Origin of the sequence: Paenibacillus sp. FSL H3-0302 (genome assembly GCF_037982245.1) — a bacterium.
In the GTDB taxonomy this organism is placed as follows: domain Bacteria; phylum Bacillota; class Bacilli; order Paenibacillales; family Paenibacillaceae; genus Paenibacillus_AQ; species Paenibacillus_AQ odorifer.
In genome coordinates this window covers 3,209,866-3,234,876 of the sequence record NZ_CP150284.1, presented here as the reverse complement: position 1 = coordinate 3,234,876, position 25,011 = coordinate 3,209,866, and the positions used below count along the sequence as shown (strand labels likewise).

24 protein-coding genes and 1 pseudogene are annotated in these 25,011 nt (G+C 38.9%); 8 read left to right on the top strand and 17 right to left on the bottom strand.

Going from position 1 to position 25,011, the window contains the following annotated elements:
- Positions 1-54: 54 nt before the first annotated feature.
- Both MHH50_RS14445 and MHH50_RS14440 read left to right on the top strand, forming a co-directional pair.
- The gene (locus MHH50_RS14445) at positions 55-483 is read left to right on the top strand and encodes a MarR family transcriptional regulator (protein WP_036678010.1); all 429 of its coding nucleotides are present in this window, start codon (positions 55-57) and stop codon (positions 481-483) included.
- Positions 484-512: 29 nt separating this feature from the next.
- The gene (locus tag MHH50_RS14440; protein WP_340034509.1) at positions 513-2,147 is read left to right on the top strand and encodes an MDR family MFS transporter; all 1,635 of its coding nucleotides are present in this window, start codon (positions 513-515) and stop codon (positions 2,145-2,147) included.
- Between the two features lie 91 nt (positions 2,148-2,238).
- Here MHH50_RS14440 and MHH50_RS14435 read toward each other — a convergent pair whose 3' ends face one another.
- Positions 2,239-2,790 carry a YdhK family protein gene (locus MHH50_RS14435; protein WP_076125797.1) on the bottom strand — a complete coding sequence of 184 codons (552 nt, stop codon included), beginning with the start codon at positions 2,788-2,790 and terminating at the stop codon, positions 2,239-2,241.
- A gap of 223 nt (positions 2,791-3,013) precedes the next feature.
- On the opposite strand from MHH50_RS14435, the gene sleB reads away from it, so the two are divergent.
- Positions 3,014-3,607: a spore cortex-lytic enzyme gene (gene sleB / locus MHH50_RS14430; RefSeq protein WP_254847639.1), complete on the top strand. Its 594-nt coding sequence runs from the start codon at positions 3,014-3,016 to the stop codon at positions 3,605-3,607.
- A 190-nt stretch (positions 3,608-3,797) separates the two neighbouring features.
- Here sleB and MHH50_RS14425 read toward each other — a convergent pair whose 3' ends face one another.
- Positions 3,798-4,349, bottom strand: a complete 552-nt coding sequence (locus tag MHH50_RS14425; protein WP_076125801.1) for a GNAT family N-acetyltransferase — start codon at positions 4,347-4,349, stop codon at positions 3,798-3,800.
- Between the two features lie 325 nt (positions 4,350-4,674).
- Here MHH50_RS14425 and MHH50_RS14420 point away from each other — a divergent pair.
- Together MHH50_RS14420 and MHH50_RS14415 are read left to right on the top strand one after the other, a co-directional pair.
- Positions 4,675-5,315 (top strand): annotated as a pseudogene (locus MHH50_RS14420) (DUF2935 domain-containing protein).
- A 251-nt stretch (positions 5,316-5,566) separates the two neighbouring features.
- On the top strand, positions 5,567-6,358 hold the full coding sequence (locus tag MHH50_RS14415) for a hypothetical protein (RefSeq protein ID WP_312149527.1): 792 nt from the start codon (positions 5,567-5,569) through the stop codon (positions 6,356-6,358).
- A 70-nt stretch (positions 6,359-6,428) separates the two neighbouring features.
- Here the strand turns inward: MHH50_RS14415 and MHH50_RS14410 are convergent, their stop codons facing one another.
- The 8 genes from MHH50_RS14410 to MHH50_RS14375 form a co-directional block, all read right to left on the bottom strand.
- The gene (locus MHH50_RS14410) at positions 6,429-6,695 is read right to left on the bottom strand and encodes a CD3324 family protein (RefSeq protein WP_038570858.1); all 267 of its coding nucleotides are present in this window, start codon (positions 6,693-6,695) and stop codon (positions 6,429-6,431) included.
- A 187-nt stretch (positions 6,696-6,882) separates the two neighbouring features.
- Positions 6,883-8,277, bottom strand: coding sequence for a protoporphyrinogen oxidase (locus MHH50_RS14405; RefSeq protein ID WP_340034506.1), 1,395 nt, complete (start codon positions 8,275-8,277; stop codon positions 6,883-6,885).
- A 143-nt stretch (positions 8,278-8,420) separates the two neighbouring features.
- The gene (locus tag MHH50_RS14400; RefSeq protein WP_076306782.1) at positions 8,421-11,024 is read right to left on the bottom strand and encodes an ABC transporter permease; all 2,604 of its coding nucleotides are present in this window, start codon (positions 11,022-11,024) and stop codon (positions 8,421-8,423) included.
- Positions 11,021-11,704: an ABC transporter ATP-binding protein gene (locus tag MHH50_RS14395; protein WP_076125806.1), complete on the bottom strand. Its 684-nt coding sequence runs from the start codon at positions 11,702-11,704 to the stop codon at positions 11,021-11,023. Before MHH50_RS14395 ends, MHH50_RS14400 begins: the two co-directional genes overlap by 4 nt.
- Before the next feature lie 95 nt (positions 11,705-11,799).
- On the bottom strand, positions 11,800-12,801 hold the full coding sequence (locus MHH50_RS14390; protein WP_076125808.1) for a HAMP domain-containing sensor histidine kinase: 1,002 nt from the start codon (positions 12,799-12,801) through the stop codon (positions 11,800-11,802).
- Positions 12,802-13,485 carry a response regulator transcription factor gene (locus MHH50_RS14385; RefSeq protein WP_076125811.1) on the bottom strand — a complete coding sequence of 228 codons (684 nt, stop codon included), beginning with the start codon at positions 13,483-13,485 and terminating at the stop codon, positions 12,802-12,804.
- Between the two features lie 35 nt (positions 13,486-13,520).
- Positions 13,521-14,363, bottom strand: coding sequence for a GNAT family N-acetyltransferase (locus MHH50_RS14380; RefSeq protein WP_340034503.1), 843 nt, complete (start codon positions 14,361-14,363; stop codon positions 13,521-13,523).
- A gap of 169 nt (positions 14,364-14,532) precedes the next feature.
- Positions 14,533-15,300 (bottom strand): SDR family NAD(P)-dependent oxidoreductase, encoded by a 768-nt coding sequence (locus MHH50_RS14375; RefSeq protein ID WP_076217521.1) that lies wholly within the window; start codon positions 15,298-15,300, stop codon positions 14,533-14,535.
- Between the two features lie 257 nt (positions 15,301-15,557).
- Between MHH50_RS14375 and MHH50_RS14370 the strand changes: the two genes are divergently transcribed.
- Complete coding sequence (locus MHH50_RS14370; RefSeq protein ID WP_076190423.1) at positions 15,558-16,166, top strand: TetR/AcrR family transcriptional regulator; 609 nt, start codon at positions 15,558-15,560, stop codon at positions 16,164-16,166.
- A 99-nt stretch (positions 16,167-16,265) separates the two neighbouring features.
- Here MHH50_RS14370 and MHH50_RS14365 read toward each other — a convergent pair whose 3' ends face one another.
- The 5 genes from MHH50_RS14365 to MHH50_RS14345 form a co-directional block, all read right to left on the bottom strand.
- A complete protein-coding gene (locus tag MHH50_RS14365; protein ID WP_076125818.1) occupies positions 16,266-16,583 on the bottom strand; it encodes an iron-sulfur cluster biosynthesis family protein in 318 nt (105 codons plus the stop codon).
- Positions 16,584-16,704: 121 nt separating this feature from the next.
- Positions 16,705-17,163 (bottom strand): DMT family transporter, encoded by a 459-nt coding sequence (locus MHH50_RS14360; RefSeq protein WP_076125820.1) that lies wholly within the window; start codon positions 17,161-17,163, stop codon positions 16,705-16,707.
- Positions 17,164-17,194: 31 nt separating this feature from the next.
- Complete coding sequence (locus MHH50_RS14355) at positions 17,195-17,620, bottom strand: DMT family transporter (RefSeq protein WP_076302027.1); 426 nt, start codon at positions 17,618-17,620, stop codon at positions 17,195-17,197.
- A gap of 190 nt (positions 17,621-17,810) precedes the next feature.
- On the bottom strand, positions 17,811-18,212 hold the full coding sequence (locus tag MHH50_RS14350; protein ID WP_076125824.1) for an NUDIX domain-containing protein: 402 nt from the start codon (positions 18,210-18,212) through the stop codon (positions 17,811-17,813).
- Positions 18,213-18,268: 56 nt separating this feature from the next.
- Positions 18,269-19,498, bottom strand: a complete 1,230-nt coding sequence (locus MHH50_RS14345; protein WP_340034501.1) for an MFS transporter — start codon at positions 19,496-19,498, stop codon at positions 18,269-18,271.
- A gap of 133 nt (positions 19,499-19,631) precedes the next feature.
- Between MHH50_RS14345 and MHH50_RS14340 the strand changes: the two genes are divergently transcribed.
- On the top strand, positions 19,632-20,528 hold the full coding sequence (locus tag MHH50_RS14340; protein ID WP_076125828.1) for a LysR family transcriptional regulator: 897 nt from the start codon (positions 19,632-19,634) through the stop codon (positions 20,526-20,528).
- A gap of 26 nt (positions 20,529-20,554) precedes the next feature.
- On the opposite strand, the gene MHH50_RS14335 is transcribed toward MHH50_RS14340, so the two are convergent.
- Together MHH50_RS14335 and MHH50_RS14330 are read right to left on the bottom strand one after the other, a co-directional pair.
- Positions 20,555-22,318: an ABC transporter ATP-binding protein gene (locus MHH50_RS14335; protein ID WP_340034499.1), complete on the bottom strand. Its 1,764-nt coding sequence runs from the start codon at positions 22,316-22,318 to the stop codon at positions 20,555-20,557.
- Positions 22,311-23,852 carry an ABC transporter ATP-binding protein gene (locus MHH50_RS14330; protein ID WP_339174113.1) on the bottom strand — a complete coding sequence of 514 codons (1,542 nt, stop codon included), beginning with the start codon at positions 23,850-23,852 and terminating at the stop codon, positions 22,311-22,313. The genes MHH50_RS14335 and MHH50_RS14330 overlap by 8 nt, the downstream gene beginning before the upstream one ends.
- 330 nt (positions 23,853-24,182) lie before the next feature.
- Here MHH50_RS14330 and MHH50_RS14325 point away from each other — a divergent pair, with 330 nt between their 5' ends.
- Positions 24,183-24,983, top strand: a complete 801-nt coding sequence (locus MHH50_RS14325; protein ID WP_076125834.1) for a polysaccharide deacetylase family protein — start codon at positions 24,183-24,185, stop codon at positions 24,981-24,983.
- Positions 24,984-25,011: the final 28 nt, after the last annotated feature.

Sequence of the window (25,011 nt, the reverse complement as noted above, 5' to 3'; positions counted from 1 at the left end):
AAATTTAATGGAATTACTTATTCCGCCCTATTTCATAACTTTAGGAGGCGTGATTTGGCTAATAATGAAGATTTTCTTCAGATTTCTACTATGTTCAAATCCTTTTTAAAAGGAATCTCTCAAGATTGGAACAAACAAGACTACCCCCTAAATATTACACAGTTCAAAACCCTCAGGACTTTATCTAAGAACGGTCCACAAAACGTATCACAGATTGCTGCAGCTCTTGGTATTACCTCAGCAGCAATTACAGGCGTAACAGACCAATTAATCGCTGAAGATTACGTAAATAAGGAACGCGCCAAGGATGATCGAAGAGTGGTACACATCACCATTACGCAGAAAGGAGAAGCAACGATTAAAGAGGTGCAGGAACGCCATCAAGAACTTATGGAATCTTACTTTAAGATACTGCCCGATGAAGATATTGAGCATTTAAGAAGAATTTTCGCAGTTATAATTTCTGATTTAGACAAGAGATAAAATTTAAAAAGTGGCGGGGAAACAATCGAATGGAACATTTATCCAGCAAACGAAAACTTAGTATTATGATAGCTATTATGGCTGCAATGCTGTTCGCAGCGATTAATCAGACAATTACAAGTACTGCTATGCCGCGTATAATCGCAATTCTTGATGGCATGGATTACTATACTTGGACTATTAACATTTATTTATTAACATCAACAATAGCAACCGTTCTTGTCGGTAAGTTATCTGATATGTTCGGACGTAAACCCTTTCTATTAGCAGGTATTCTATTATTTATGGTTGGGGCTTTTCTGACAGGAACATCTTCCGATGTTTATCAATTTATCATTTATCGTGGGATTCAAGGGGTAGGTGCAGGTATTATTCAATCCACCGCATTTACTGCCGTAGGTGACTTATTCCCTCCGCGTGAACGTGGTAAATGGATGGGGTTGATGATGGCCGTATTCGGTTTCTCCAGTGTGCTTGGACCAACGCTTGGAGGCTTTTTGATCGACAATATGGATTGGCATTGGCTGTTCTGGATCTTCCTACCGCTAGGTGTAGTAGCCTTCGTCATGATTCTTACCTTATTTCCTAAAGGCAAACGCGGGGAGTCAACCAGCATCGACTATTTAGGTTCCTTGCTAATGACAACCACCATCGTGCCTCTACTGCTTGCCTTCACCTGGGCAGGTACAGAATATGATTGGGGTTCTTCGCAAATTCTCGGCCTGTTGGCGGGAACAGTCGTTTCGGCACTTCTCTTTATTTTTGTCGAATCCAAAGCTAAAAATCCAATACTCCCGCTTCATCTATTTAAGAATAGTGTAGTTACCATATCTAATATTATTGGTTTTATTATGAACTTCGGTATGATGGGAGCTATGATCTATCTTTCCTTCTTCGTACAAGGTGTTCTGGGGATCTCCGCGACATATGCAGGGTATGTTACTATGCCAATGTCGATCGTTATGGTTGTAGCCAGTGCCCTTACCGGACAAAAGATGGCGAAAAAAGGGAAGTATAAACGTTACGCATTAATTGGAATACCCATTATGATTGCTGGTATGACAATTATGGTATTTATGAATAATGTACCGATGGCTGTCCTAAGTATGATTGTGTTTGGTCTTGGGTTAGGATTGGGGATGCCAGTATTCTCACTAGCTACTCAAAATGCGGTTTCACACACAGAACTGGGTGTAGTAACGGCCTCCTCACAATTATTCCGTAATTTAGGCGGTACGATCGGTATCGCAGTCATGGGTACCGTTATGTCCAATAGTCTTACCAAAAACTTGAAGGAAGCTCTGCAATCGTCATCAGCACCGGATTTCACACAGATAGATCCAAAACTTGCTGAGCAAATGCTCTCCTTCGCTAATCCACAGGCATTAATGAACAAACCATTGCTTGAACAGACTCAAGTTAGTCTGCCAGCCGATGTACAGCCTGTCTTCTTACAAATGATTGAGGGTATACGTGATGCTTTAGGACAGACATTGTCATCCGTGTTCTTAACCGGGACCATTGTGCTTGTTGTAGCTTTCGTGCTTGTCTTCTTCCTGAAGGAGCTTCCACTTCGTACTTCTAACCAAATGCCAGTTCCTGAAGAAGCTGAACAGGACCTTTCAAACATGAAATCTTCAAAACTTGCAGTGGATAAAACCTAACCGCAAATTATTTTGAAGCTGACTATAAAACAACAAAAACTGCAACGTACTCATGCGTAACTGAGTAAGTTGCAGTTTTTGTGTTGATCTATTATTTTACAGGTGAAAGCTCATCTTCTGTTACCCACTTATGATTTTTCACTTCATCTCCACCCGTAGTAGGTTTGTAATTAATCATATAGACAGTGGTTTTTTCTGCTGAGTTAATCTGAGCCGTTGCACCCTTCATATCCTTCATATGATCAGCTTCCATAATAACCTCTGAGCCTGGTTGATAGGATATATCCTTTGCTTCTTTTATTTCTTCATGAATAATCCACTTATGATTTGTAACCGGTTGACCTCCTGTAGTAGGTCTATAGGAAACATTATATGCTGTCGTCTCATAAGCTCCCACAATTGTCGCAATGGCTCCCTTCATCCCTTCCATATGGTCAGTTTGGATCACAGCTTCACTTCCTACTTTGTAAGTAGGATTCTCCGCTACCCTCAGATCTTTTGGAACTTCACCTGAACTTGAATGTGAGTTATGTTCCATTTGTGTATCGTTAGAAGACATCTGATTGCCATAGCTATTGTCATTACTACAAGCACTTAAGCTGAAAGCAGCTGCGACGACTAGTAGAAATAATTGCTTTTTCATATAAAAGACCTCCGAAATTTTATCTGCCTATAAGTATTATTTTACCCATTTCAGAAAATCACAAACGGAACTAAGGATTTACAGTTTGTAAAACAGTAATTTATTTTCCATTAAATGAGTGTTGTCTCAATGATTAAACTATATTTATAATGTTTTCTGAAAGGAGGCTACTATAATGAAGACTAAAATATTCACTTTGTTGCTTCTTTTGGGTCTGGTGAGCATGGCTACTATGATCGGTTCTGCTAATGCAGCTCCGCTATTAACCATAGGAAGTTCTTCAGGAGATGTATGGGATCTACAATATAGATTAAAAACCCTTGATTTCTATACTGAGCCCTTAGATGGGGTATACGGATCACAAACGAAAGCAGCGGTTGCTAAATTTCAAAAGGCCTATGGCATAAGCGCTGATGGAATTTCGGGGACAAAAACTTGGAATATTTTAAAAAAACACACACTTAATATTAATGAAATGGATATTTTGGCTAAAGTTATCTACAGTGAGTCTCGCGGTGAGCCTTATGTTGGACAAGTTGCAGTGGGTGCAGTAGTCATGAATCGTATACAATCTAGTCAATTTCCTGACAATATTAAAGAAGTTGTATTCCAAAAAGGAGCTTTCACAGCCGTATCTGACGGCCAGTATTGGCTTACACCAAATCAGACAGCTTATTTAGCTGCTCTTGATGCTGTTCGAGGTTGGGACCCCACAAACCATTCAATCTATTATTTCAATCCCGATACAGCAACTAGTGCATGGATTTGGTCACGTCCGCAAAACTTAAAAATTGGTAAGCATATATTTGCGAGTTAATTACATCAAATAGCTAAGATCAACAAAAGCCGATCTAACTACGATAGTTAGATCGGCTTTTATTATTAAACCTATTCGGTTGTGTTAGCATCCATTTCAAGCACTAAAGCCACCAAATATTGCAGTGAATTGTACTTATAAGCTTTTGCTTTTAGGAATGAATTCTTAAACATAACTTCGAAATCCCCTTTTATGGATTCGATAATTCTGATTGGTTATTGAATGTAAAAATCATCTTTAATTCATCATCATATGACTTCCCGCATTCCTCTAAATAACTATCCCCAGTGTATTCTTTTAAAGTTTTCCTCCAAAAATGCTGTGCTCTCCTATTTGTATCCGTGGGATTCGTTTGTAGCTCCCAGTTACCCAAATGAAGCTTAAAGACTTCCTTAGCCGCATATTCAGCGAGCCCCTTACCACGGAAAGGCCGTAGAATAAAAAATTCATTCAAATAGAATTCACAAGCAGACGGAGTATATGGTGGTGTAGCAACTAATGCAAACCCTATTGGAATATCATTTTCTTTTATTAAATAAGGATACAAAATGCCAGCTTTCTCCCACCAAATGTCGAAGACTTTATTCTGTTCCTGCAGTGACTGTGTCTCGTCCTCCTCGAATACCCCGTATCGATTAGGAATCGTCCCCCATATTTCTGATAGATCGTGTAAGTATAGTGGGTAAAGGTTGTTAATAATAAACTTCGAGGCACTGTCAGTTAAGGTGATTGTGATATTCATGTCGTTCCCTCCTTACCTTCTGTCGAATTCCTGAATATATTTATGGAGATCACTCAAATATTATGGTTACTGGAACAAGCTTAATCTCCATCATACCTCCACAATTTCTTGTCTATTGTCACTTCTTTTTTAGTATAATTACGACCTCGCTCTAGATATATGCCATATTCGATTAGAATTAATTTTTATATAATGTCACCATTTATATTTGATAATTAAGTTAAGCGTACCTACTGTACTTCTATATACTCGTCTTAACTTTTGCGGATATAGTACAAACCTCACGCAGATTATAATTGTATGAAAATGGGGGGTGTACTCAGATATGCCGGATCCTTTTGTTTCGAGACCTCTAGATGAAATAAGATTCTGGTCACGAATCATCAAAGAACACTCTTTTTTTCTTAAACCTTGGGTTTCGTTGTGAAGACACGCAACTAATTAATGAAGCAAACCATTTCTATGCCACATTCGAAGCCATAGAGAATAAATCACTCGGATTCACTGTGGATTCTGATCCAGTAGTAATATGGAAGTTTAATGAGGAAGTTCATAGTGCAGCATCACATATCTGGGCGTTTAAAAGGAAAATACTAGGTCTAATTCTACAATGTAAGCTTCCAGGCGGAACGAACTTCCCCTTATTAGTGGATCATGTCAGTAGGGAAGCCAACTATTTTCGAAATCGACTGTAAGAACTGAATCAGGGTAGGTTAGATCTTTTATCAGACGCAATTATTAATGAAAACCAAACCCCTGCTCAGTCAGCAACTTGACGAGAATAAAGTCTCAGTTAAATCTCTCCGTGACTTTAAGAAAACGGCACGTGATCTTATTGAGGAATGCCGAATAAAGAGCATCATCCATCCATTGCTTGCGGATCATGTATTCCGAGAAGCAGAACGATTCCTGTATATAATTGATGCATTTGAAGCCTCTTTGAATATGAATAAACAAATCGTATAGCATTACATATTTAATGGATAGGGCTACTACTTGTATCAAAAAATACAGGTTGTCGCCCTATCTATCTTTATATTTGACTTCATTTAATTCAGTAATCCATTCCCAATCGATGTATAGAGATTTAAAGCACAAAAAGTAGTTGGTATTTGAGAAGAAACACTTTATAGTAAAACTCAGGGAGGAATAGTAAGTTTATGGAAGACGAGATTGCTACCAGTAAATACAAAATCAATAGATAAGGATGATTGAAAATGAAAAGGTTTGGTCGATATTTGATACTATGCACTATGGTTATTGCTCTATTAATGCCATCCACTGTGTTTGCTGCTGATAAGAAATTGCTCAACGAAGCGAGTATTACTTTATCTAGTGATGTTATTCCCGTGGGTGGGACCACAAAAATAAAAGTTCGTTTACTAGCTGAAATGACCAGTCTTACATATGCAAAATTGACACCTGAAGTTTCTGATGAATCTATACTTACCATTGAATTGGATGGTTACTCAGATTATATTATTACAGGAGTTCAAGAAGGTTCTGCAGAAGTAGTCTTCAACATTCCTGGTTGGTCTGAAGAAAGATTTCCTATTACCGTTCTATCTGAGGCAGATTATGAAGAAAAGATGAAAACGCCACAAGAAGTAATAGATTTCACAACCTATTCTGATCAAATAGCAGCGATTTTTAAATTTGATGAAATTGCCTCTGAGGCATATGTAAAGAACAGAATAGATACAGGTAACAATAGAAAACAACGCTATACAGCGTTCAATAATGTAATCATTCCTAATTACACTAAGTTGGTAATAGAGGCGAAAAAAATTAAAGCACCCAATACAGAATTGCAGGCGTTACATGAAATCTATTTAAAAGCGATTAAGTTGCAATTAGAAGCAATGACAATGATGAAAGAAGCACTATACAAAACAAAAGTTTCGAGTACAGCTATTAATGCGGCAAATAAAAAGATGGATGAAGGCGTGAAGTATGAAGGACAGTTCGTAGATGGGATCAATAAATATCGGAAAAAGTATGGTATTTAAGATTAAATTATTATTAAATTCCAAAAACCACGTCAGAGTTTCCTCTAACGTGGTTTTTTTGGATGATAAGCTATTTTTTTGAATAAACAATTTTCTTAATACTATCCCTAGATAGGCAATATTCATCTGAAAGCTGGTCAACCGTTGCACCCACAGCAAACCTTAGACAGATTTCGATGTTTCTAGATCTTAAGTATTTTCTGCTCCCTGACTTTTCGCCCCATTTTACATGTGATTCTTCAGGCTTAGGGATATAAACCATACCCCCGTTGATATATTTCTGAATTTCCTCTAATAATTCTTTTGGGAAAATCGTATCTGCATTTACATATTTCATAATCGCTCTGCTCCTTAAACTTTTTATGAGTTTGAAGGTAGCAAAGTCTATTCTTTAAACAACCCATGCACACAGCACTAGCGGTAAAATCAATTTTTCGCTCTATACAAACAACCGCCGTTGTTTATAAGTCTAGACTTTGCATAGAGCTGATCGCTAATCTTCTCACGATTGTACACCCTCCTTTTTAATGTGAAATTACTTGTTCCAAAATACGCTCTGCTGTTTTTTCTCCATTCGCAATACAATCTGGAATGCCTACACCATAATAGGAGCATCCAGCAAGGATAACATTAGGATACCTGTCTGTCATCTTCTTCTCTAAGGATACTACAATTTGATGATGAAGTTTATGGTAGTTTGGCATTACATCATGCCATTTGGTCACATCGTAGGTAGCTGGCTGTCCTGTTATCCCGAGACTGGTCTGTATATCTTTCAAAGCCACCTTCAATAGTTCCTCTTCAGATAGCTTGATCAACGAATCATAATGAGGGTTTGAGCTTTTATAAAAGAGTCTGACAAGCAGACGCTGTTGTCCTGACGTATGCTCCCACTTGCGACTTGTCCACGTACACGCATTACATAGAACATCATCGCTGTTGGCAGTGATGAACCCTGTGCCATTCGCAGGCAGCTGACTGTCGGGGATATCAAATCCTAAATATACACTAATCATAGAACTATTATATAACTGATTGAAATCTTCATTTAGTTTTTCGTCTTGAAGTAGCGCTTGTGCAGTAGAATGCATCGTTCCAAGTACGACAACATCGGAGTCTATGATTCGTCCATCTGCCAAAGTTACCTGGTACTGCTCTCCACGCTTCTCAATTCTTTCGGCACGAATCCCTTTGATGATCTCCGAATTAGAAAGATGTTCTTCCATAGAGTCGATCAAGGCAGATACACCTCCCTTGAATGACATGAACTTCTTATCACCATTCCCTTGAAATTTGGCTTTATTTGCGGATAAGCCTTGAATAATACTGCCGTATTCATTCTTATAATCAATCAAATAAGGCAGCGTTGAGGCAATTGTAAGTTCGCTTAGCTTCCCGGAATATACACCTGAAAGAACCGGTGAAATTTGCTTCTCGACAAGTTCTTTTCCAAAAAAAGCTTCTAGAAAATCACCCACGGAATCGTTTTTCGTAAAATTATTATTGGGAGTGTAGAAATCTTTGAGTGCTTCAACCTTTCCTTCAGCTGAGATCAGTTCTGTTGTAGCAAGCGACTCCATACTGAGCGGAATGCCAAAGACTGCATCTTTAGGAATTTGCTTCAGTTTACCTTCTGTATAAATAAAGGATATTCCTGTCGCGTTATATACAACCTCATTTTGAATACCCAACTCTTCAATCAGAGGTGCAACATTCGTTTTGCGAGTGACAATAGAATCTGCCCCAGACTCCATAATGAAGTCTTCTTGTTTTAGTGTTCTGATTTTGCCGCCCAGTCTATCGCTGGCTTCAACCAAAATGATTTTTACATCTAGCTTGTTATGCTCTATAGATTTCTGTAAATAGTAAGCGGTAGACAATCCAGTAATTCCCCCGCCAATCACGACAACTGTTCTCAATTCGTTGACACCTACCTCGTGGTTATAATCTGTTCAATTCAATTGTGTACATTATATCATAGGAATTTATAAGAATTTACATACCAACGTGTCAGATATGACACAAAAAAGCCGCGTTAAACGCGGCAATGATGGGCTAATAGTTATATATTTTCCTGTTTCAATGCATCGATAATGTTCTCTTTTTTCACTTTTGAGCTTGAATATAACATAGCTGCGCTAACGATGATAAACACTGCCAATATGACACACAAGATACTCATCCACGGAAGTGTGAATCCATAAGAGAAGCTGCTCATCATTGATCTATAGATCAAGTACATAATAACTATACTAATCGGAAGCCCATATAGTAGTGACTTTATTCCATAAAAAACACTTTCGTAATTAATCATTTTATTAAAACCATTTGGCGTCATGCCCACAGACTTCAGCATCGCAAACTCTCTTTTACGAAGAGATATGCTAGTTGATATCGTATTAAAAATATTCGCAATTGATATTAAAGTAATCAAAGCAATAAAACCATAGGTGAAAATAGACATTAACATGATCATCTGCTCACTATTTTGTCTATTTTGATACACATTTTGAACATAGATATTCCGCTCTTTCATTTCCTCTATGGCTTGTTGTGTCGCTAATGGGTTTGTGCTGTTCAAGTTAAGCCGGCTTTGAATATCTTTGCTCATCGCATCATTTGTTAGTTTATCGAAGACTTGTTTAGAGACGATGATGTTTATTCCACCAACCATTGCTGAATGTACTCCCATTGGACGTTTATCAGTTAGAGCGACAATTTTTACTGGTGATAAATTCGTCTCTTTTTTGGTATCCCAATCCGTATAAATAAGCTCAAGCTTTTGGCCGACTTCAGAGTGAAAAGCTTTGGTCTCAACAATTTTTTTAGCTTTCTCATCCTCAAAGGTAACCGTATCATTCACAATAGCAGTCATCTGATCAAGCTTCGTTAGTTGTTCATAATTTATACCGACCGTTTCTGCATAGGTTTTCAAACTCTGTTCATTTAGTGCATAGATCTGAATATAGTAAGGATATTTCCCGTTCTTTAGAACACTCTTATCCGCCTGCACAATCTCTTGCAATTCTTTTGCCATATTTTTCTCATCAATCCATGAACTCACACTGAGTTCCTTAGTCACATTATATTCCGTTATATTAGGTAATTTGGATATCGAGTTCGTCAACCGGTCCACTTTTTGAGCGTCCTCAGTCCCCATATATACTTGGATATCATAGTTCAAACCATCCTGTGAGAGTTCTACCGATCTTCTCATATTAGAAGTGAACGCTGATACAGATAAAAATAAAACAATACTAATGACAAGTGAGAACACGGTTGCTTGGTACCTGCGTTTATTTCTCTTTAAATTCTTCAAACCAATTTCTGCTTCAATACCAAACAATCTGCGCACGAACTTGGATGTTTTCACCGCTTTACCTGAGAGCTTAACATCGGTTGTTTGTCTGATCGCATCAATTGCCGAGATCTTTGAAGCCTTTCTGGCTGGAAGATAGGTGGATATAAAAATTGTCAGTATTGAAACTAAACAAGCGGTTAGTAGAGACAGAGGTGTAACAATCAACATTAATCTCTCAGTTATCCCTAATACATCTTTAATCATCGAATTGATAAACATAAAAGTGATCCCGATGCCTGCTATACCGCAAATGATCCCAATTGGAATACTAATTAAACCGATAATCATTCCTTCAAAAAACACTGAATTCTGCTTTTGCCACTTTGTAGCCCCTACACTGGAGAGCATCCCTAAATGACGTGCACGCTCCGAGACAGAGATTGCAAAAGCATTATAGATTAAAGAAACGGAACCAATGATAATCACAACCATAATAATTACTGACAATAAAAGAAGTGTGTTACGTAAGCCATCGTTATTCGTCACACCATAATAGCGGAGCAGACTATTATTATAAGAGATCGACTCGATCTTATTTTCTTTTGCCAATTCCTCTGCATGCTTGTATATGGAGCTGTCCACCTTTTTTAATACAACCGTCGCTGTGGTTTTTTCAGCTGCTCCAATCATGCTTTCATCCACATAACTTATGGCAGTATAACCCGGAGACCATGTTGGTTCCCAAGTAGGACGTTTTATCACTCCCACAATCGTATAGTTCATTGATTTTTTATGAATAATCTTTTCAAGCAGGGTATCCTCTTCAGTCCGTAATCGTTCATTCTGAGATAGGGGTTGGCCACTATTTTCATCATCGCTAGTGACACGTTCACCCACATCAAGCGTTAAAGTTTCACCAATCTTGTAAGAGACTTTTGCATTCTTTGCAATCTCCTCAGAAATGACTACTTCGTGGTTTGTCTTCGGGAGTCTACCTTCCAGCAGTTCAATCGGGAATTGTTTAAAACCAGCTGCATTATATTCCTTGATATACCAATAGGGTTTATTCTCATTCTTCCCACCCTCTAAAGGGGCGTAGCCACGATCGTTGGAGATCACTAGGGCTTTTGTCGCATCATCTGTTTCTATCGCTTTGAGCTGAGCTTTAGTAACATTTCTATATTGGACATGCCATTCTCCATTTGTAGAGATACTTTGCTTCTTCATTAATTCCATAAAAGAAAAACCTAACGTCGCCACAGCCGTTACCATAGCTACTGAAATGATAACTCCAATGATAGTTACCAATGTTCTTCGCTTATTCTGTTTCAAATGTCTTATAGTTAATTTGTTTACGATATTCACGGACGAATCACCTCATCTTTAGCGATCCTTCCATCTTCAATAGTAATAACCCGATCTGCTTGCAAGGCAATACGTTCATCGTGAGTAATCACAATCAGTGTTTGATTATACGTTTTATTAAACATTTTTAATAATTCAATAATTTCACTGCTATTCTTGCTGTCAAGATTACCAGTTGGCTCATCTGCCAGCATAATTGCAGGGTTACTAATTAATGCTCTGCCTATGGATACCCGCTGCTGCTGTCCGCCTGATAGCTGATTCGGCAGATGGTTTAAACGATTTTCCAAATTTAACGCCTTCACGGTATCTGCAAATTGCTTCTTATCCACTTTATGCTGATCGAGCAGCAACGGAAGTGTGATATTCTCTTCAACCGTCAGCACCGGTATGAGATTATAGAACTGATAAATAAGACCAATTTGTCTGCGTCTAAAGATCGCCAGCTGTGTTTCATTCAAATCATAAATATCCGTGTTATCTACAAATACTTTACCACTTGTCGGTCTATCCACCCCACCTAATAAATGCAGAATCGTTGATTTTCCTGAGCCGGATGGTCCAATAATCGCTACGAATTCACCTTTTTTAATTGAAAAAGATACATCATCCAGAGCCTTTACTGCGGTCTCGCCTTTACCATATGTTTTAGACAGATGTTCAATCTTTAAAATATCCATTGTTAGACCCCCATTTGTTGATGAGATCAGTATATCTGTCTACAATGACTCTTCAGTGACTCTTAAGTGACATTCTAGTCACTAAGCCATAAGTGTTAAATCACTTGCTTGTAAAATTTGATCCGAAATTGTGTCCCCTTTCCTACTTCACTCACCACATCAATCGTGCCGTTTTGTTCAGTGATAATACTTTGCGCCAAGGCAAGTCCGATTCCAACGCTGTCTTCGTTTGCATTTGTACCCTTGTAGAATCGTTTGAAAATATAGGGGATCTCTGCCTTAGGAATTCCTTTGCCATTATCAGTAATGACAATTTCCGTGAACAGCGTGTTTTCTGCAAAAGAAATCGTAATCTCTCCCCCAGCAGGTGTATGCTCTACACAGTTTTTCAGAATATTAATCATCGCCTCAGTTGTCCAATTGTAATCGCCTATGAATGAGGTAGCGTCTTCACCTTCGATTAGGATCCGTTGCTCCTTTATATCCATTGGAATCAGTATGGGCTCCATAGATTTCTGAACAAGCTTCTTTACTTTTATTGAATCTTTTTTAAATTGAATGGTTCCGGCATCGATCTTTGAGAACTTTAATAATGAAGAAACCAGCCAGCCAATCCGATCGAGCTGAAGGCTGATTTTCCGCGTAAATTCTATTCTTTTCTCAACGTCCAGATCAGGATCGCTTAATAAATCTGCCATCACGGTCATGGAGGTAAGTGGTGTTTTGAGCTGATGGGAGATGTCGGAGATCGCATTGGTAAGCTTTATTTTATCCTCTTGCAAAAGCAAACGCTGCTCCGATAACATCAACGTCACCTTATAAATATCATTTTTCAGGATACTAAGCTCGCCTTCCTGATTATCACGAACATCGAGCGAATAATTACCGCTGCTAATTTGACGTAGATACCCTGAAAGCTTCTCAATTTCGCGGTATCTCCAGCGGGTAAATAATAAACAACAACCTATAAGCAGAACTGAAGTTACCGCCGTGATCCCCATCGCTGCTGATGAAATAAATGCCGTTCCTATAATCGCCAGAAGGCTGATCGTAGTCATCGTTAGTAATAACCATCTAAATTCTCTGTTTCGTAACATCTAATCACCAACCTTATACCCTAAACCGCGTACTGTTTTGATCAGTGTGGGTTCTTGCGGGTTATCCTCTAACTTTTCCCTTAAGCGTTTAATATACACAGACAATGTATTATCATTTACAAATTCTCCGGCGACATCCCAAATCCGCTCTAACAGCTGATTTCTGGAAAGGACTTGTCCCACATGATTAGCAAATATCAGAAGCAGACGATATTCTAATGCTGTTAGCAGAACTTCATCGCCGTTCTTATAAACTTTTCCTTCAAGCGTATTAATCCGTATATTCTCTAGTTCAAAATTAGATGGAGTTTGAGCCTGCTTGTTATATCTCCTTAACACCGATTTAATGCGTGATAACAGCTCGCGAATCCGAAATGGCTTAGTTATGTAATCGTCTGCTCCCATATCAAGTCCCATCACTACATTAACTTCGTCATCAATCGCAGTTAAAAAGATGACCGGAATATCGCTCCGCTCCTTCACGATCTTACACAGATCATATCCGCTACCATCCGGTAGAGAGAGATCAAAAATGCAAAGTGTTACTTCAGATAACCGCTCCGCCAACACCCTCCTAGCAGAGGTTGCATCATAACATAAAATAGTTTCAAAATGATCCTGCTGCAAGGAATATTCAAGTCCTGAAGCAATCGTTCTATCGTCCTCTACGAGCAATATTCTCATCAATGTTCATCCTAACCTAATAATTTGCGAAACCGTCATATTGAAAAAGCACTACACTTATATTGATGAATTTGCTGAAATCCTAAACGGAGCGCTAGCTTTCGGGAAGCTTCATTATCTAATGAACAGTCCCAGTAAGGTGTAAAACCATTTGTAAGTATATCCTCCGCTACTAAGGCCGCTAAATGAGTCCCCACTCCTCTATTCTGATACTTGGAGAGAGTTTCAATTCCGATAGCATGTGTATCCTCCGTAACGAAACTAGAATAACATACACCCATAATCTCAGTTCCATCAACAGCAGCATATCCATAGCCTTTTGCCCTAAAGTCTTCTTTCGATGACCAGAATAAATCAATATTGTCATGTACAAATTCTATATTCTTTAGATCTAAGTCCTCCCATTCCAGCATTTTAAGATTTATAATTCTAATCGCATTATTAAGGGACTCAACGGGCTTGTGAAATAACTTGAACACCATTTGTTCAAAAGGATATAGCTTCCTAGAAGGAAACATCAATGCCAGATTCCATTCATTGTGTTGACCTGAGACTTCAAAATACTCCAGCCCAAGCTTTTTCATCCTCGGTACAATCTGACTGGATACATAACTATCTAAGCTTTTAATAAATATCTCATTGGTGTGATCGCCTATAATATAAAATCCTTGCATCCCCTTACTCCATACCAACGCGCTTTTTGGTGTTACAAGTTGATCTACAAAAATCCAGCCCGGATTATTTCCCTCGATAATGGAGAGAATTTCAGGATGAATAGGAGCACCTGTAAGTAACGGTTTCACTTCATTAAAATCCTGTTGAGATAATTCATGCATATGAACACTCCTCGCCAACAATTTATCTAAATCACTGATCAATACTTAAAAAGATTAAATCCCCTTTGTATATTCTATAAGATAATTCAGCAAATTGCTTATTATAAAATCCGATCCGGGTATCCTAAATAAAAAAGAATTGGACCCAATGCTTGACGCACAGGCCCAATCCTTTATTTGGAGTATCCTTAATGATCGAAATCAGCTTGCATTATTGACCTATCATACCACCGTCGACTGTATATAGAGAACCCGTTACGAATGAAGCCTCATCCGACAGAAGGAAGTTCATCACAGCGGCAACCTCTTGCGGTTCTCCGTAGCGTCCCATAGGTGTTGCAGCTTCGTTAGCTGCCTTGTATTCTTCTGCGCTTCCAAAATTATTTTCAATTTTACGCATCATTTGTGTATTGATCGTTCCTGGGAGTACCGCATTTACACGAATACCAAGTGGTGCAAGCTCATTTGCAGCTACGCGAGTCAAACCAATTACAGCATGCTTAGACATAATGTAAGGGGCCATGCCGGGTGCACCCATGAGTCCTGCCAGAGAAGAAGTGTTCAGAATAGCACCTGATTTTTGTTTTTTCATCACAGGAATTACATAATGTAGTCCAAGAAATACACCACGTACATTGACGTTATATACAAGATCAAGTGCTTTAACGTTAAGCTCTTCGATTTGACCTGCCGGACCTTCAATTCCGGCATTGTTTGCAAAATAATCAATGGTTCCAAATTTTTCTACCGCTCTATTAACATAATTCTGAACGTCTTCTTCATTAGAGACATCCGCAGCTACAGCTAAAGAGTTAGATTCATTTAAGCCTAAATCTTGGATGACATTTTTTATCGCTTCTTCATTCAGATCGACAAGTACAAGATTCAGTTTACGATCAGACAATCGACGGGCAAGCTCTTTACCGATTCCACCTGCAGCTCCAGTAATTACAGCAGTTTTTACATATGATTCACTCATTGTATGTTCGCATCCTTTGTTATGAATTGGCTATATATTATAGTCTTAGGAGATGGGATAACCTATCTCTATTACTAGAGTACACCCCATTAGTTAACCTGTTCAATAATCAGAATTTTAAGTAATGTCGCCTAACCAACATACTTGCTCTACGTGTTTACTTATGTCTAAATCTTGAACATTAGCTGATCTTTTGTTACTTTTAAAGTAAGAACTATAAATGAACGATAAAAAGATCATAGCTGGAGGTAGTTTTTTTGATACAGGAAGAACATGAAGACAGAAGAACCAGAAGAACACGCCAAGCTCTGAAATCTGCATTCGTTGAGCTAATATTGGAAAATAGCTATGATTCAGTTACGATATTGGACGTGACTAATCGAGCGGATTACAATCGAGGGACTTTTTATAAACATTTTGAGAGTAAAGAGGCTTTGCTTAAGGAAATACATGATGAATTTCTACAGGGTATAGGAGAGGCGCTATTAGACCCTTATGAGGGATTGGAACGTATTGAGGCAACGGAGGTCTTCCCTTCCATTCTGCAGCTGTTCGAATATATTGAGGGGCATAAAGCGGAGTTTTTAGCCTTATCCGCAGTGGAACGAGGGAAAATGACTGTTGAACTGTTCGACCGTTTACGGGAATCCATGCGTGAGGATATGCGAATTGAGATAGAAGCTGATGCTGCTCCTGTGGATTATGAAATTATGTTGAGTTACCAAATGTCTGCTACAGTAGGTGTCATTATGCACTGGGCTGAAGTCAATTTCAAATATTCGGCGAGCTATATGGCAGAACAGTTAATTACACTGGTGAACAGCAAAATAGACCATATAGCTTTTATGAAAAAATCCAATGGGTAAGAAACGAATTGCAAGTGCCATATATAGGAACGAAATTTAAAAAACCAGCGCATTGAGAGATGATCTCAAATGCTCTGGTTTTTAGTAGCAGTGCTCTACTCAGCGAATATCTTTTACTCGAATATTGCTTCCTAACAGGCCCGAATCACTACTTAATCTGAATGACGGGTAATTCTCATCTGCTTCAAGTCGCATCTGTTCATCAAATAAAGATTCCTGTTGACGGTCCACAAAAAAAGTAAAGGGCTCTTTCTGAACTTCAATATCTGTAGCATGGGGTTCACTAATAATCTGAATTACGATCACGCCATTACAACCACAGCCCTCTGTATCGAAGAACAATTTAAAATAACCTGGTCGTTCACCAAGGTTTTCATTTAACTTTTCTGTAGTTAGAGAGTTCAATTGTATGAACATTGGATGATCTGCTCCTTATTTATAATTGAGTTACTACTTTCCCAAAGTATAGATTGATTTGCTTTCACTCTCGTGTGACTGACATCACTTCTATTTTGACAAACATGAGTCTGAGGATAAATTAAGCCGACTTTTGAGTCTCCCGGGCACCACCTAGCTTAAACACTAGAATACCGCCAACAATCACGAGTACTCCGACCAACTGCTTCCAGGTGAATGGAACCTTTTCAAGCCCTAACCAGCCGAGGGAATCCCACAATAAAGCAAACCCAAGCTGAGAGATTAATACGATCGAGATCGCATAGGTAGGCCCAAGACGTTTGGTGCCTTGCACGAGACAGATTACTACACCCACCCCGATTAATCCGCTGATCCAGTACCAAGGCTCCATATTTCGCAAAGTAAATATTCGGCCGCCTTCAAAGATAAGACTCATAATAAAGGAAGCCAGAAAACCCAACCCTAATACTAACGTCGTTGTGGCCCAAGATCCAACCTTTTGATTAACCTTCGTATTAAAAATATTTTGTAAACTAACGAATGAACCCGCGACAAGCGCTAATATTAACCCTAAAATCATAACGTAACTCCTCCAGTTGTTGATTGTATTCTCAGAATTTCAAAATCACCACTCCCGCAATCATCAACCCTATCCCAATAAACTGTGGGAGTCTCATTTGTCGTTTTTCCATCCCAAACCAGCCTTTAATATCAATTAAAAAGGTCAGGCATAGCTGTGCAATGAGCAATGTCGATATAGTAAAAGTAACGCCAATCTGTTGAATGGCAGTGACTTCACTGAAAATAACGACTGCGGCAAAAGATCCGCCAATTAGATATAATGGTTTTACTTCTTTTATTCCTTGCCATTTCCCATCTCTAGCAAATAAGAGGATTAGTAACGACATGATAAATCCTGTTAACTGTGTAATTGTCGCAGCTTGCCAAGTCCCAATATCTTGACTAATTCGAGCATTAGATACTCCTTGCAGAGTGATACAAGCCCCCGCTAAAAACGCAAATATAATTCCTCTCATTTCTCTCTCTCCTCAACTTCGATCTCTTACATATTAAAAAGCAATTCAGGCCTTTAAAAAAGGACATCTGTCCTAAACCAAAATAAACGATGTTGTTGCCCCTATAAGCCTTTCGTATATTTTCAAAAAAAAGACCGCCTCAAGCCATCTCTTAGGCTTAAAACGGGCTTTCAGAACTTTAAATTGTGAATTAGGAAAGTAATTTATGCTCATGCAATTGATCGAAAATGATCTGTGTAACGACTGAAACACGATTTCGATCCTTATAAGATAACCAGGATAACTCTTCAATTTCCGACGCAGGACTAAGTGTACCTTCAAAATCCGCGATATAACATGTCATTTTAACTATGACGCCTTCAGCTTTACCGTGAGCTTCCGCTTCAAAGGTTCCAAAATAGGAGATGGTTTCTGGTTTAATACGAACAGAGATCTCTTCCTCGATTTCGCGCACGAGCGTCTCCTCGTCTGTTTCTCCAGCTTCTCTTTTTCCTCCAGGCAAATAATAGGTATCTTTCCCTTTGGAACGCGCACACAAAACTTGTCCATTCTGAATATGAATCCATGCAATTTTATCAATGATTGTAGTCATACAGTTCTCCCCATATTTTTTTCTAATAATTATATCATACAGCCAAGACCATCTATTTATACAACGTCTATATTTGATTTTTGTATGTGCAGCTTAGCTTTGGCCTGAGGTACATGATGAAGCAAATAGTACGCAGCAAGCGAAAGAAGTGTTACTCCCCCCGCAACCTCATACATCATTCGGTAATCCGTATAAGAAGCAATTAAACCCATGAAATACGAGCCCGCTCCATAACCCAAATCAAATAACAAGAAAAAGGTCCCATTCGCACTACCTCTACGATCTTTAGCCGCTGATTTAAGCGCAAGAGTCTGGAAACATGGCATAAGTGCACCATATCCAATTCCCATAATGACACCAGACATCATTAACATCAAACCAGACCGAGCTTGACTTAAACTAAGCAATCCAACGGCGAAGATTAGAATTCCGGGATAGATGAGAATATGCTCATTATATTTATCGAATACTTTACCTATAACCGGGCGAAACAATACAATCATAATTGCAAAAGCCACAAAAAAATACCCAGTAAGCTGTGATTGATGAATTTCTTTCGTAAAAGAAGCTATAAATCCAGACAAGGAGCTGTAGGAAAAAGCAAGCGTAAATCCGACAAGTGATATCGGCAAGGCTTTCGGCTCGATTACGTCTCTCCAGCGAAGCCCTTTTCGCGTCTTAGCAGGTTCCTTAACAGCTTCAATAACGTTAGCCTTATCTTCTTTTGGCATCCGAACACCTAACGTGAATAACAGCGAGAGAGCGGCAATCACACACACGCCTAACAATAGTACATTAATATTTTCATCTTTCCAAAGAAAAAGACCCAATGCGGGTCCAATGACCATAGCAATGCTCATAAACATGCTAAAATAACCGATGCCTTCTCCTTGACGTGAATAAGGAATTAGCGTCGAGGCTATTGTACTAGTAGCTGTCGAGGCAACAGCATAACTCATTCCGTGAAGGAAACGAATTACCAGGAATAATACAATTCCATTAGATCCGAAGTAACCAATACAGGCGATTAGAAATATGGTTAGACCAATAACCGCCATTTTCTTTTTGCCGAATTTATCGACCCATTGTCCCGAAAAAGGACGGATCAATACTCCCCCTATTACATAGATAGTAATCGCTAACCCCATTTGCTGCTGATTCCCGTGTAAGCTTTCCTTTACGTATAACGGGAATGCAGTTGCCAGAATGTAAAAGGTCAGGAACATAAAAAAACTACTTAAGCAAACAACAATAAAATTCCGGGTCCATATTTTCTCTCTAATCACAACAGACTCTCTCCATCCTACCTATAACTTTTTATATGTTACAATAGTATAGGACTGAAAATTAATTAAGTAAAATACATATTATATGATCGATAGATCACATTAGAGTTATAAGTAAAGTGAGGTTTTTGTTATGGAATTCCTTCAGCTTCAATATTTCCAGGCAGTTGCACGCCATGAACACATGACTAAGGCCGCAAAAGAATTAAATGTATCTCAGCCCTCCCTTAGTAATTCCATACAGCGTTTAGAGAAAAACTTAGGTGTTCCCTTATTCGAGCGACAAGGCAGAAATATAAAATTGAACGAATTCGGAAAAACCTATCTGCAACGTGTCGAGCAAGCTTTTATGGAACTTGAAGAAGGACAGCGTGAGCTCACAGATATGGCTGGACTTGAACATGGTGTAATTTCCATTGCGGCCACACTCCCGTATGTATTGCCCACTTTACTAAAAGAATTTCTTACCCTTCATCCGCATGTACGGATCATCCAACGTCAGCTCGGCTCTGCGTTAGAAATGAGAAATGATTTAGAGAGTGCAGCGATTGATTTTTGCATATCATCTACACCTGTTACCGGACCAGATATCGAGTGGCATACCTTAGCAGAAGAAGAATTATGTTTAACTGTGCCCAAGAATCATCGCTTTGCTAATCGAAAGAGTATTTCTTTGATAGAAGCTGCAGGTGAGAATTTCATTTCTTTATCTTCTAGATATAATTTCCGTGAAATTTCAGATGAATTTTGCCGACAAGCTGGATTTGAACCTCAAATTACGTTCGAGCTTGAAGAAGTAAGCGCCATTCAAACCCTAGTAGAAATGGGACTAGGAATCACCTTCACCCTCCCTCTCTCCTTAGGCAGAAGAAGTCAAAATACAGAAATTGTTCAATTAAAAATAACAGAACCACTATGTCAACGCTCTTTTGGCATCGCATGGAGCAGAAAGCACTTTTTATCGCAAGCAGCTATACATTTCCGGAAATTTGCTGTGGATTTTTTTAGTAAACCTCATGAATATAATTAAGGTAAAAACTACTATGCTAAGCATTTTTAGTTATACCAAGATGATTGTAAAGTGTACATATCTGCATAAATCCCTTTATTATTTATTAAGTCTTGATGCTGCCCCACTTCAGCTATACTTCCATTATCAATAACATAGATCGTATCAACATTTTTCGCCCAGCCCAGTCTATGTGAAATGAAGATGGCAGCTTTATCTTGGCAGATATCTAATAATTGTGTATAGATCTGCATCTCAGCATTCGGATCAATCGCAGAAGTAGGTTCGTCAAACACTAGAAGATCCGCATCATTATATAACGCACGCGCAATCGCCAGCTTTTGCCACTGTCCGCCTGATAGCTGCCTGCTTCCTTCAAGCATTTGACCTAACCTTACATCTAGTCCCCCTAATTCGTAAAACAAATCCATCAGCTCACATTTTTCCAGAATACTTAGTATTTTCACATCGTCCGGCGAAGATTTGGCATCACCCAACAGGATGTTTTCTCTTAGTGTCATTTCGAATTTAATAGAATGCTGGTACACGACGGATACTTTACCTTGAGGTTCTGGACTGTCTTTCCAGTAAATAGATCCAGAACTAGCAGTGTACTGCCCTAATAACAATTTGATCAAGGTAGACTTTCCTGCTCCATTTTCTCCAACGATGGCTATTTTCTCACCGGGCTTTATGACCATATTGATGTTAGATAAAACATACTTACTGGATTTGGCGTATTTAAAATAGACATTTGAAACGGTAATAGGAAGCATAGCTTCAGAGCTGTTATTGATATTATTTTTTCGGAAATCTCTATTTTTATAGGTAAGCACTTCATTTAAGTCATATAATTTACTGCTGCTGATGTAAAGCTTGCTTAGCGGCCAGGTCAAACTCATGATTTTACCACCACAAGTTAACAAAGCCAGAAATAATACTGAGATTGTCCCCACAGTAACTGTATTTGACTCCCCCATTTTACTTAACAGATAGACCAATACGATAAAAATAGCACTCGTCTGAACCATAGCCACAATCATCCCTGTTTTGATTTCGAATTTCCTCGCACTATACCTTTTATCATGCTGCTTTTTCATAAGCTTTGCCCAGAGATCCGTAAAATAGGAGATAGAGTTATAGATTCGCATTTCCCTAATCGCATTAGGATCTTCCAAAGTTACAGCTAGATAATCTCCCATTCTTCCGTCAAAAGTAAGCTCTCGCCCTGTTCTTCTAACTTTAATCTCTGTAAACATTCGAAAAGATAAAGTAGATACGATCATTAAACCCACCACCAGTGTGACTAAAAAATATCCACTTGTAGCCGATAACCAGATGATACTTATAAGTCCTGAGACATTCCCTACACTGGACAGCAAAAAACCAGTAATTCCCTCTAAATCTTCTCCAACTATTGTTTTAGCTCTTTGCAGCTTGTTCCCAAACTCTTCATCATCAAAATCCTCAAAGTCAACTTGGTTTGCAATATCTATCAGCTCGGATTGGAAAGCGAGAGTTAGTTCCGCATTCATTCGACTTTTCATTATGTTGGTTATACTCACTGAACAGGCTTGTACCCCATGAATTAAAACAAACCATAGAATCGGAAGAAAGGTTATCGCACCAGCAGCTACTGCATTAATGATATGAACTTGAACAGAATACGAGTAAAAAGTTAATAATCCACTGATTACAGGAACTATGATCGTTATTGTTGAGATTGCTGGACTTTTTCCAACCATCCGTGCCAGTATCGTTAAAATATTCTTAAGGTCTCTTCTCAGCAGAATCTCTCCTTTCTCAGCCATATAAAGAGGACTGGCGGTTAAACATTCCCCTGTACTTACCATCCAACTTCATTAATTCTTCATGTGTTCCACTTTCAACGATTTCTCCATGCTCAAACAGAAAAATTCTATCAACGAATTTGGACATATATAGCCGATGTGTCACAATAATGGAGGTCTGCTGCTCTCCTAATTTCATAAAGGTTTCAAACGCCTGCTGTTCCGCGTAAGGATCGAGGGCTGCAGTAGGTTCATCAAAAATCGTAAGCGAGCCGTTGTTGAGATATGCACGTGCAATCGCAAGTCTTTGCCATTGTCCACCAGACAGATCAATCCCCCCAAACTGTGGACCTACTAAAGTGTCCAACGCAACACCATAAGAATCGGCTTCTGCTTTTCTCATCGCAGCTAATAATCTTGAATCGTCATACATGGCAGCAATATTCCCCATGGCTATGTTTTCTCGAATTGGTCTATGTAATTTAGTGAAATCCTGAAAAACAACTCTCACACCCTTTGTGACGTTATGAGCCAGAACTTCCTGCTCTCCATTAAACCACTGGATGTTTCCCGCTGTTGGATGATATAACCCTGCTATCAGCTTGATGAGCGTGGATTTTCCTGAACCATTCTCACCTACAAAAGCAACTCGTTCACCAGGTTTGAGGGTCATGTTTATATTTTTAAGCGTGTCCTGTGCATTGGTTGCATAACGATAATTCAACTGCTGAATTATGATCTGCATCGCATCGGTATTCCTTATGGAATCTTCCGGATCTCTTTGAACTTGCTCTTCAAGTTCCAAATACGCACTATACTCATTGAAGCGCACGCGACTTTTGGTCAGATCAGAATACATCCTTGTTAGTGCAGGAATGACAATAAATAATTGACTAGATATCTGAAGTAATAATACGAAAAGTCCGGCGCTCTGCCCGCTACCTCCAAGCGTAATTGCTAAAATAGCAATCGTAAGCCCGTTTAATAAAGTCATAGTTATACTTTGGGAGAAGCTTAAGGTCTCAGATAAAATAACTTTTCGGTGCATTTGTTTGAAATTCCCATTAAAGATCTCTTTCATTGTGGTAACCAAGTAGGAGGACATTCCGTACATTCTTACTTCCGGGAGGGTATTTCTACTAACCAGCAAATCAACGATATAATTAATCATTCGTACAGAGGAGGTTTGATTCGCTGAAATGGCCTCTACTTTCCGAGACATCCATCTGATGAGGTAAAGCTGCAGAATTTGTACTACTAAAATGAACATTGCCAGGATATAAAAGCCATAACAGGATAGGACTACGATTAGTGCGATCAATGTTATAAAGTGGATTGTCACCCCGGTCCATTGATCTAACAAATCGATCAGGGAAAGCCGTTTTGCTTTTTCTCTAATCGTTTTTGTTGCGGGATCTTCCAATAAAGCCGTCGATAATTTAGAGGTCTTAGCCAAAATACTATGTTCCAGTTCATAAATACTGGTTGCCGTTAAATTGGTTACAGAAATGGCTCGAAGAGAACCATTGATGCCAGCCAGATATAAAATTAACATCAGTGAACTTACCAATAGTAAGATATGTAGGTAGGCGTTAGTCGTGAAGTTCTGAATGAGGTCAACCACATATTTCGTTATGAACAGCTCTGCAAATAGAATTGGTGGGCTCAGCAGGTTAGTGATAAAATATAAAAGTGAGTTTCTTTTGTCTTTTACATAGAGTAGCTTTACAACGTAGAGAAAGTCAGGCAGATAGCATCTCTCCTTAAGTGTATATTTTTCACTGAAAACTCTTTCCTTTTCAAACGTGGAATCTGATTATAACGTTAATTGTTTATAATTGGAAGAAGTACTTTCAAGCTCACCAAATTATAGGAGTGTGAATTCATGAAACTTCAATTCAACTTATTCCCAGGCGGATTATCAAAGGCGCTCACTATGAGCTATGATGACGGCCAGAAACACGATATCCGCTTGGCTGGTATTTTTGATCAATATGGAATCAAAGGGACCTTCCATTTAAATAGTGCAATGATCAATGCACCTGGGTTCTTATCGCCCGCTGATGTTAAGCATTCGCTCAGGAATCATGAAGTGTCCGCCCATTCCGTTACTCACCCACATCTAGAGCGTCTTCCTTTACCGATGGTAATTGAAGAGCTGTTCGAAGACCGTAAACGATTGGAAAAGCTGGTGGATTATCCAGTGCGAGGCATGTCCTACCCCTATGGTACATACTCTCAGGAGATAATTGCACCACTTCAGTCCGTTGGAATTGAATACAGCCGCACTGTTCACTCTACCAAACAGTTTGATATGCCTCTTAATTTCATGGAATGGCATCCAACCTGCCACCATATTGAAGATCTGCATCAGGTTTGGGAGCGATTCACAATGGAAGGACCCTCCCAGAAACTAAGACTCTGTTATGTTTGGGGCCATAGCTATGAGTTCGCACAGCAGAACAATTGGGAGTTAATCGAAACTTTTTGCCAACAAGCAGGTGGACATTCAGATATTTGGTACGCTACTAATATTGAGATTTATGATTATGTCACTGCCCTGTATTCACTGAAATTAAGTGCCGACAAAACGATTATCCGCAACAATTCTGCCATAGATGTTTGGGTATCTATTAATGATCAACCCGTTCAGATTAAGGGTGGAAGTATGATGACTACGAAATAATCTAAAACACAAAAAAAGAGCGTTGGCC

Excerpts from the sequence above, each read along its gene's own strand:
- MHH50_RS14325 (WP_076125834.1), top strand. The coding sequence starts at position 24,183 with ATGAAACTTCAATTCAACTTATTCCCAGGCGGATTATCAAAGGCGCTC.
- MHH50_RS14375 (WP_076217521.1), bottom strand. The coding sequence starts at position 15,300 with ATGAGTGAATCATATGTAAAAACTGCTGTAATTACTGGAGCTGCAGGT.
- MHH50_RS14365 (WP_076125818.1), bottom strand. The coding sequence starts at position 16,583 with ATGTTCATACAATTGAACTCTCTAACTACAGAAAAGTTAAATGAAAAC.
- MHH50_RS14435 (WP_076125797.1), bottom strand. The coding sequence starts at position 2,790 with ATGAAAAAGCAATTATTTCTACTAGTCGTCGCAGCTGCTTTCAGCTTA.
- MHH50_RS14340 (WP_076125828.1), top strand. The coding sequence starts at position 19,632 with ATGGAATTCCTTCAGCTTCAATATTTCCAGGCAGTTGCACGCCATGAA.
- MHH50_RS14350 (WP_076125824.1), bottom strand. The coding sequence starts at position 18,212 with ATGACTACAATCATTGATAAAATTGCATGGATTCATATTCAGAATGGA.
- MHH50_RS14410 (WP_038570858.1), bottom strand. The coding sequence starts at position 6,695 with ATGAAATATGTAAATGCAGATACGATTTTCCCAAAAGAATTATTAGAG.
- MHH50_RS14355 (WP_076302027.1), bottom strand. The coding sequence starts at position 17,620 with ATGAGAGGAATTATATTTGCGTTTTTAGCGGGGGCTTGTATCACTCTG.
- MHH50_RS14395 (WP_076125806.1), bottom strand. The coding sequence starts at position 11,704 with ATGGATATTTTAAAGATTGAACATCTGTCTAAAACATATGGTAAAGGC.
- MHH50_RS14385 (WP_076125811.1), bottom strand. The coding sequence starts at position 13,485 with ATGAGAATATTGCTCGTAGAGGACGATAGAACGATTGCTTCAGGACTT.
- sleB (WP_254847639.1), top strand. The coding sequence starts at position 3,014 with ATGGCTACTATGATCGGTTCTGCTAATGCAGCTCCGCTATTAACCATA.
- MHH50_RS14440 (WP_340034509.1), top strand. The coding sequence starts at position 513 with ATGGAACATTTATCCAGCAAACGAAAACTTAGTATTATGATAGCTATT.
- MHH50_RS14415 (WP_312149527.1), top strand. The coding sequence starts at position 5,567 with ATGAAAAGGTTTGGTCGATATTTGATACTATGCACTATGGTTATTGCT.
- MHH50_RS14330 (WP_339174113.1), bottom strand. The coding sequence starts at position 23,852 with ATGTTAATTTTATATCTGGCTGGCATCAATGGTTCTCTTCGAGCCATT.
- MHH50_RS14425 (WP_076125801.1), bottom strand. The coding sequence starts at position 4,349 with ATGAATATCACAATCACCTTAACTGACAGTGCCTCGAAGTTTATTATT.
- MHH50_RS14335 (WP_340034499.1), bottom strand. The coding sequence starts at position 22,318 with ATGGCTGAGAAAGGAGAGATTCTGCTGAGAAGAGACCTTAAGAATATT.
- MHH50_RS14390 (WP_076125808.1), bottom strand. The coding sequence starts at position 12,801 with ATGTTACGAAACAGAGAATTTAGATGGTTATTACTAACGATGACTACG.
- MHH50_RS14360 (WP_076125820.1), bottom strand. The coding sequence starts at position 17,163 with ATGATTTTAGGGTTAATATTAGCGCTTGTCGCGGGTTCATTCGTTAGT.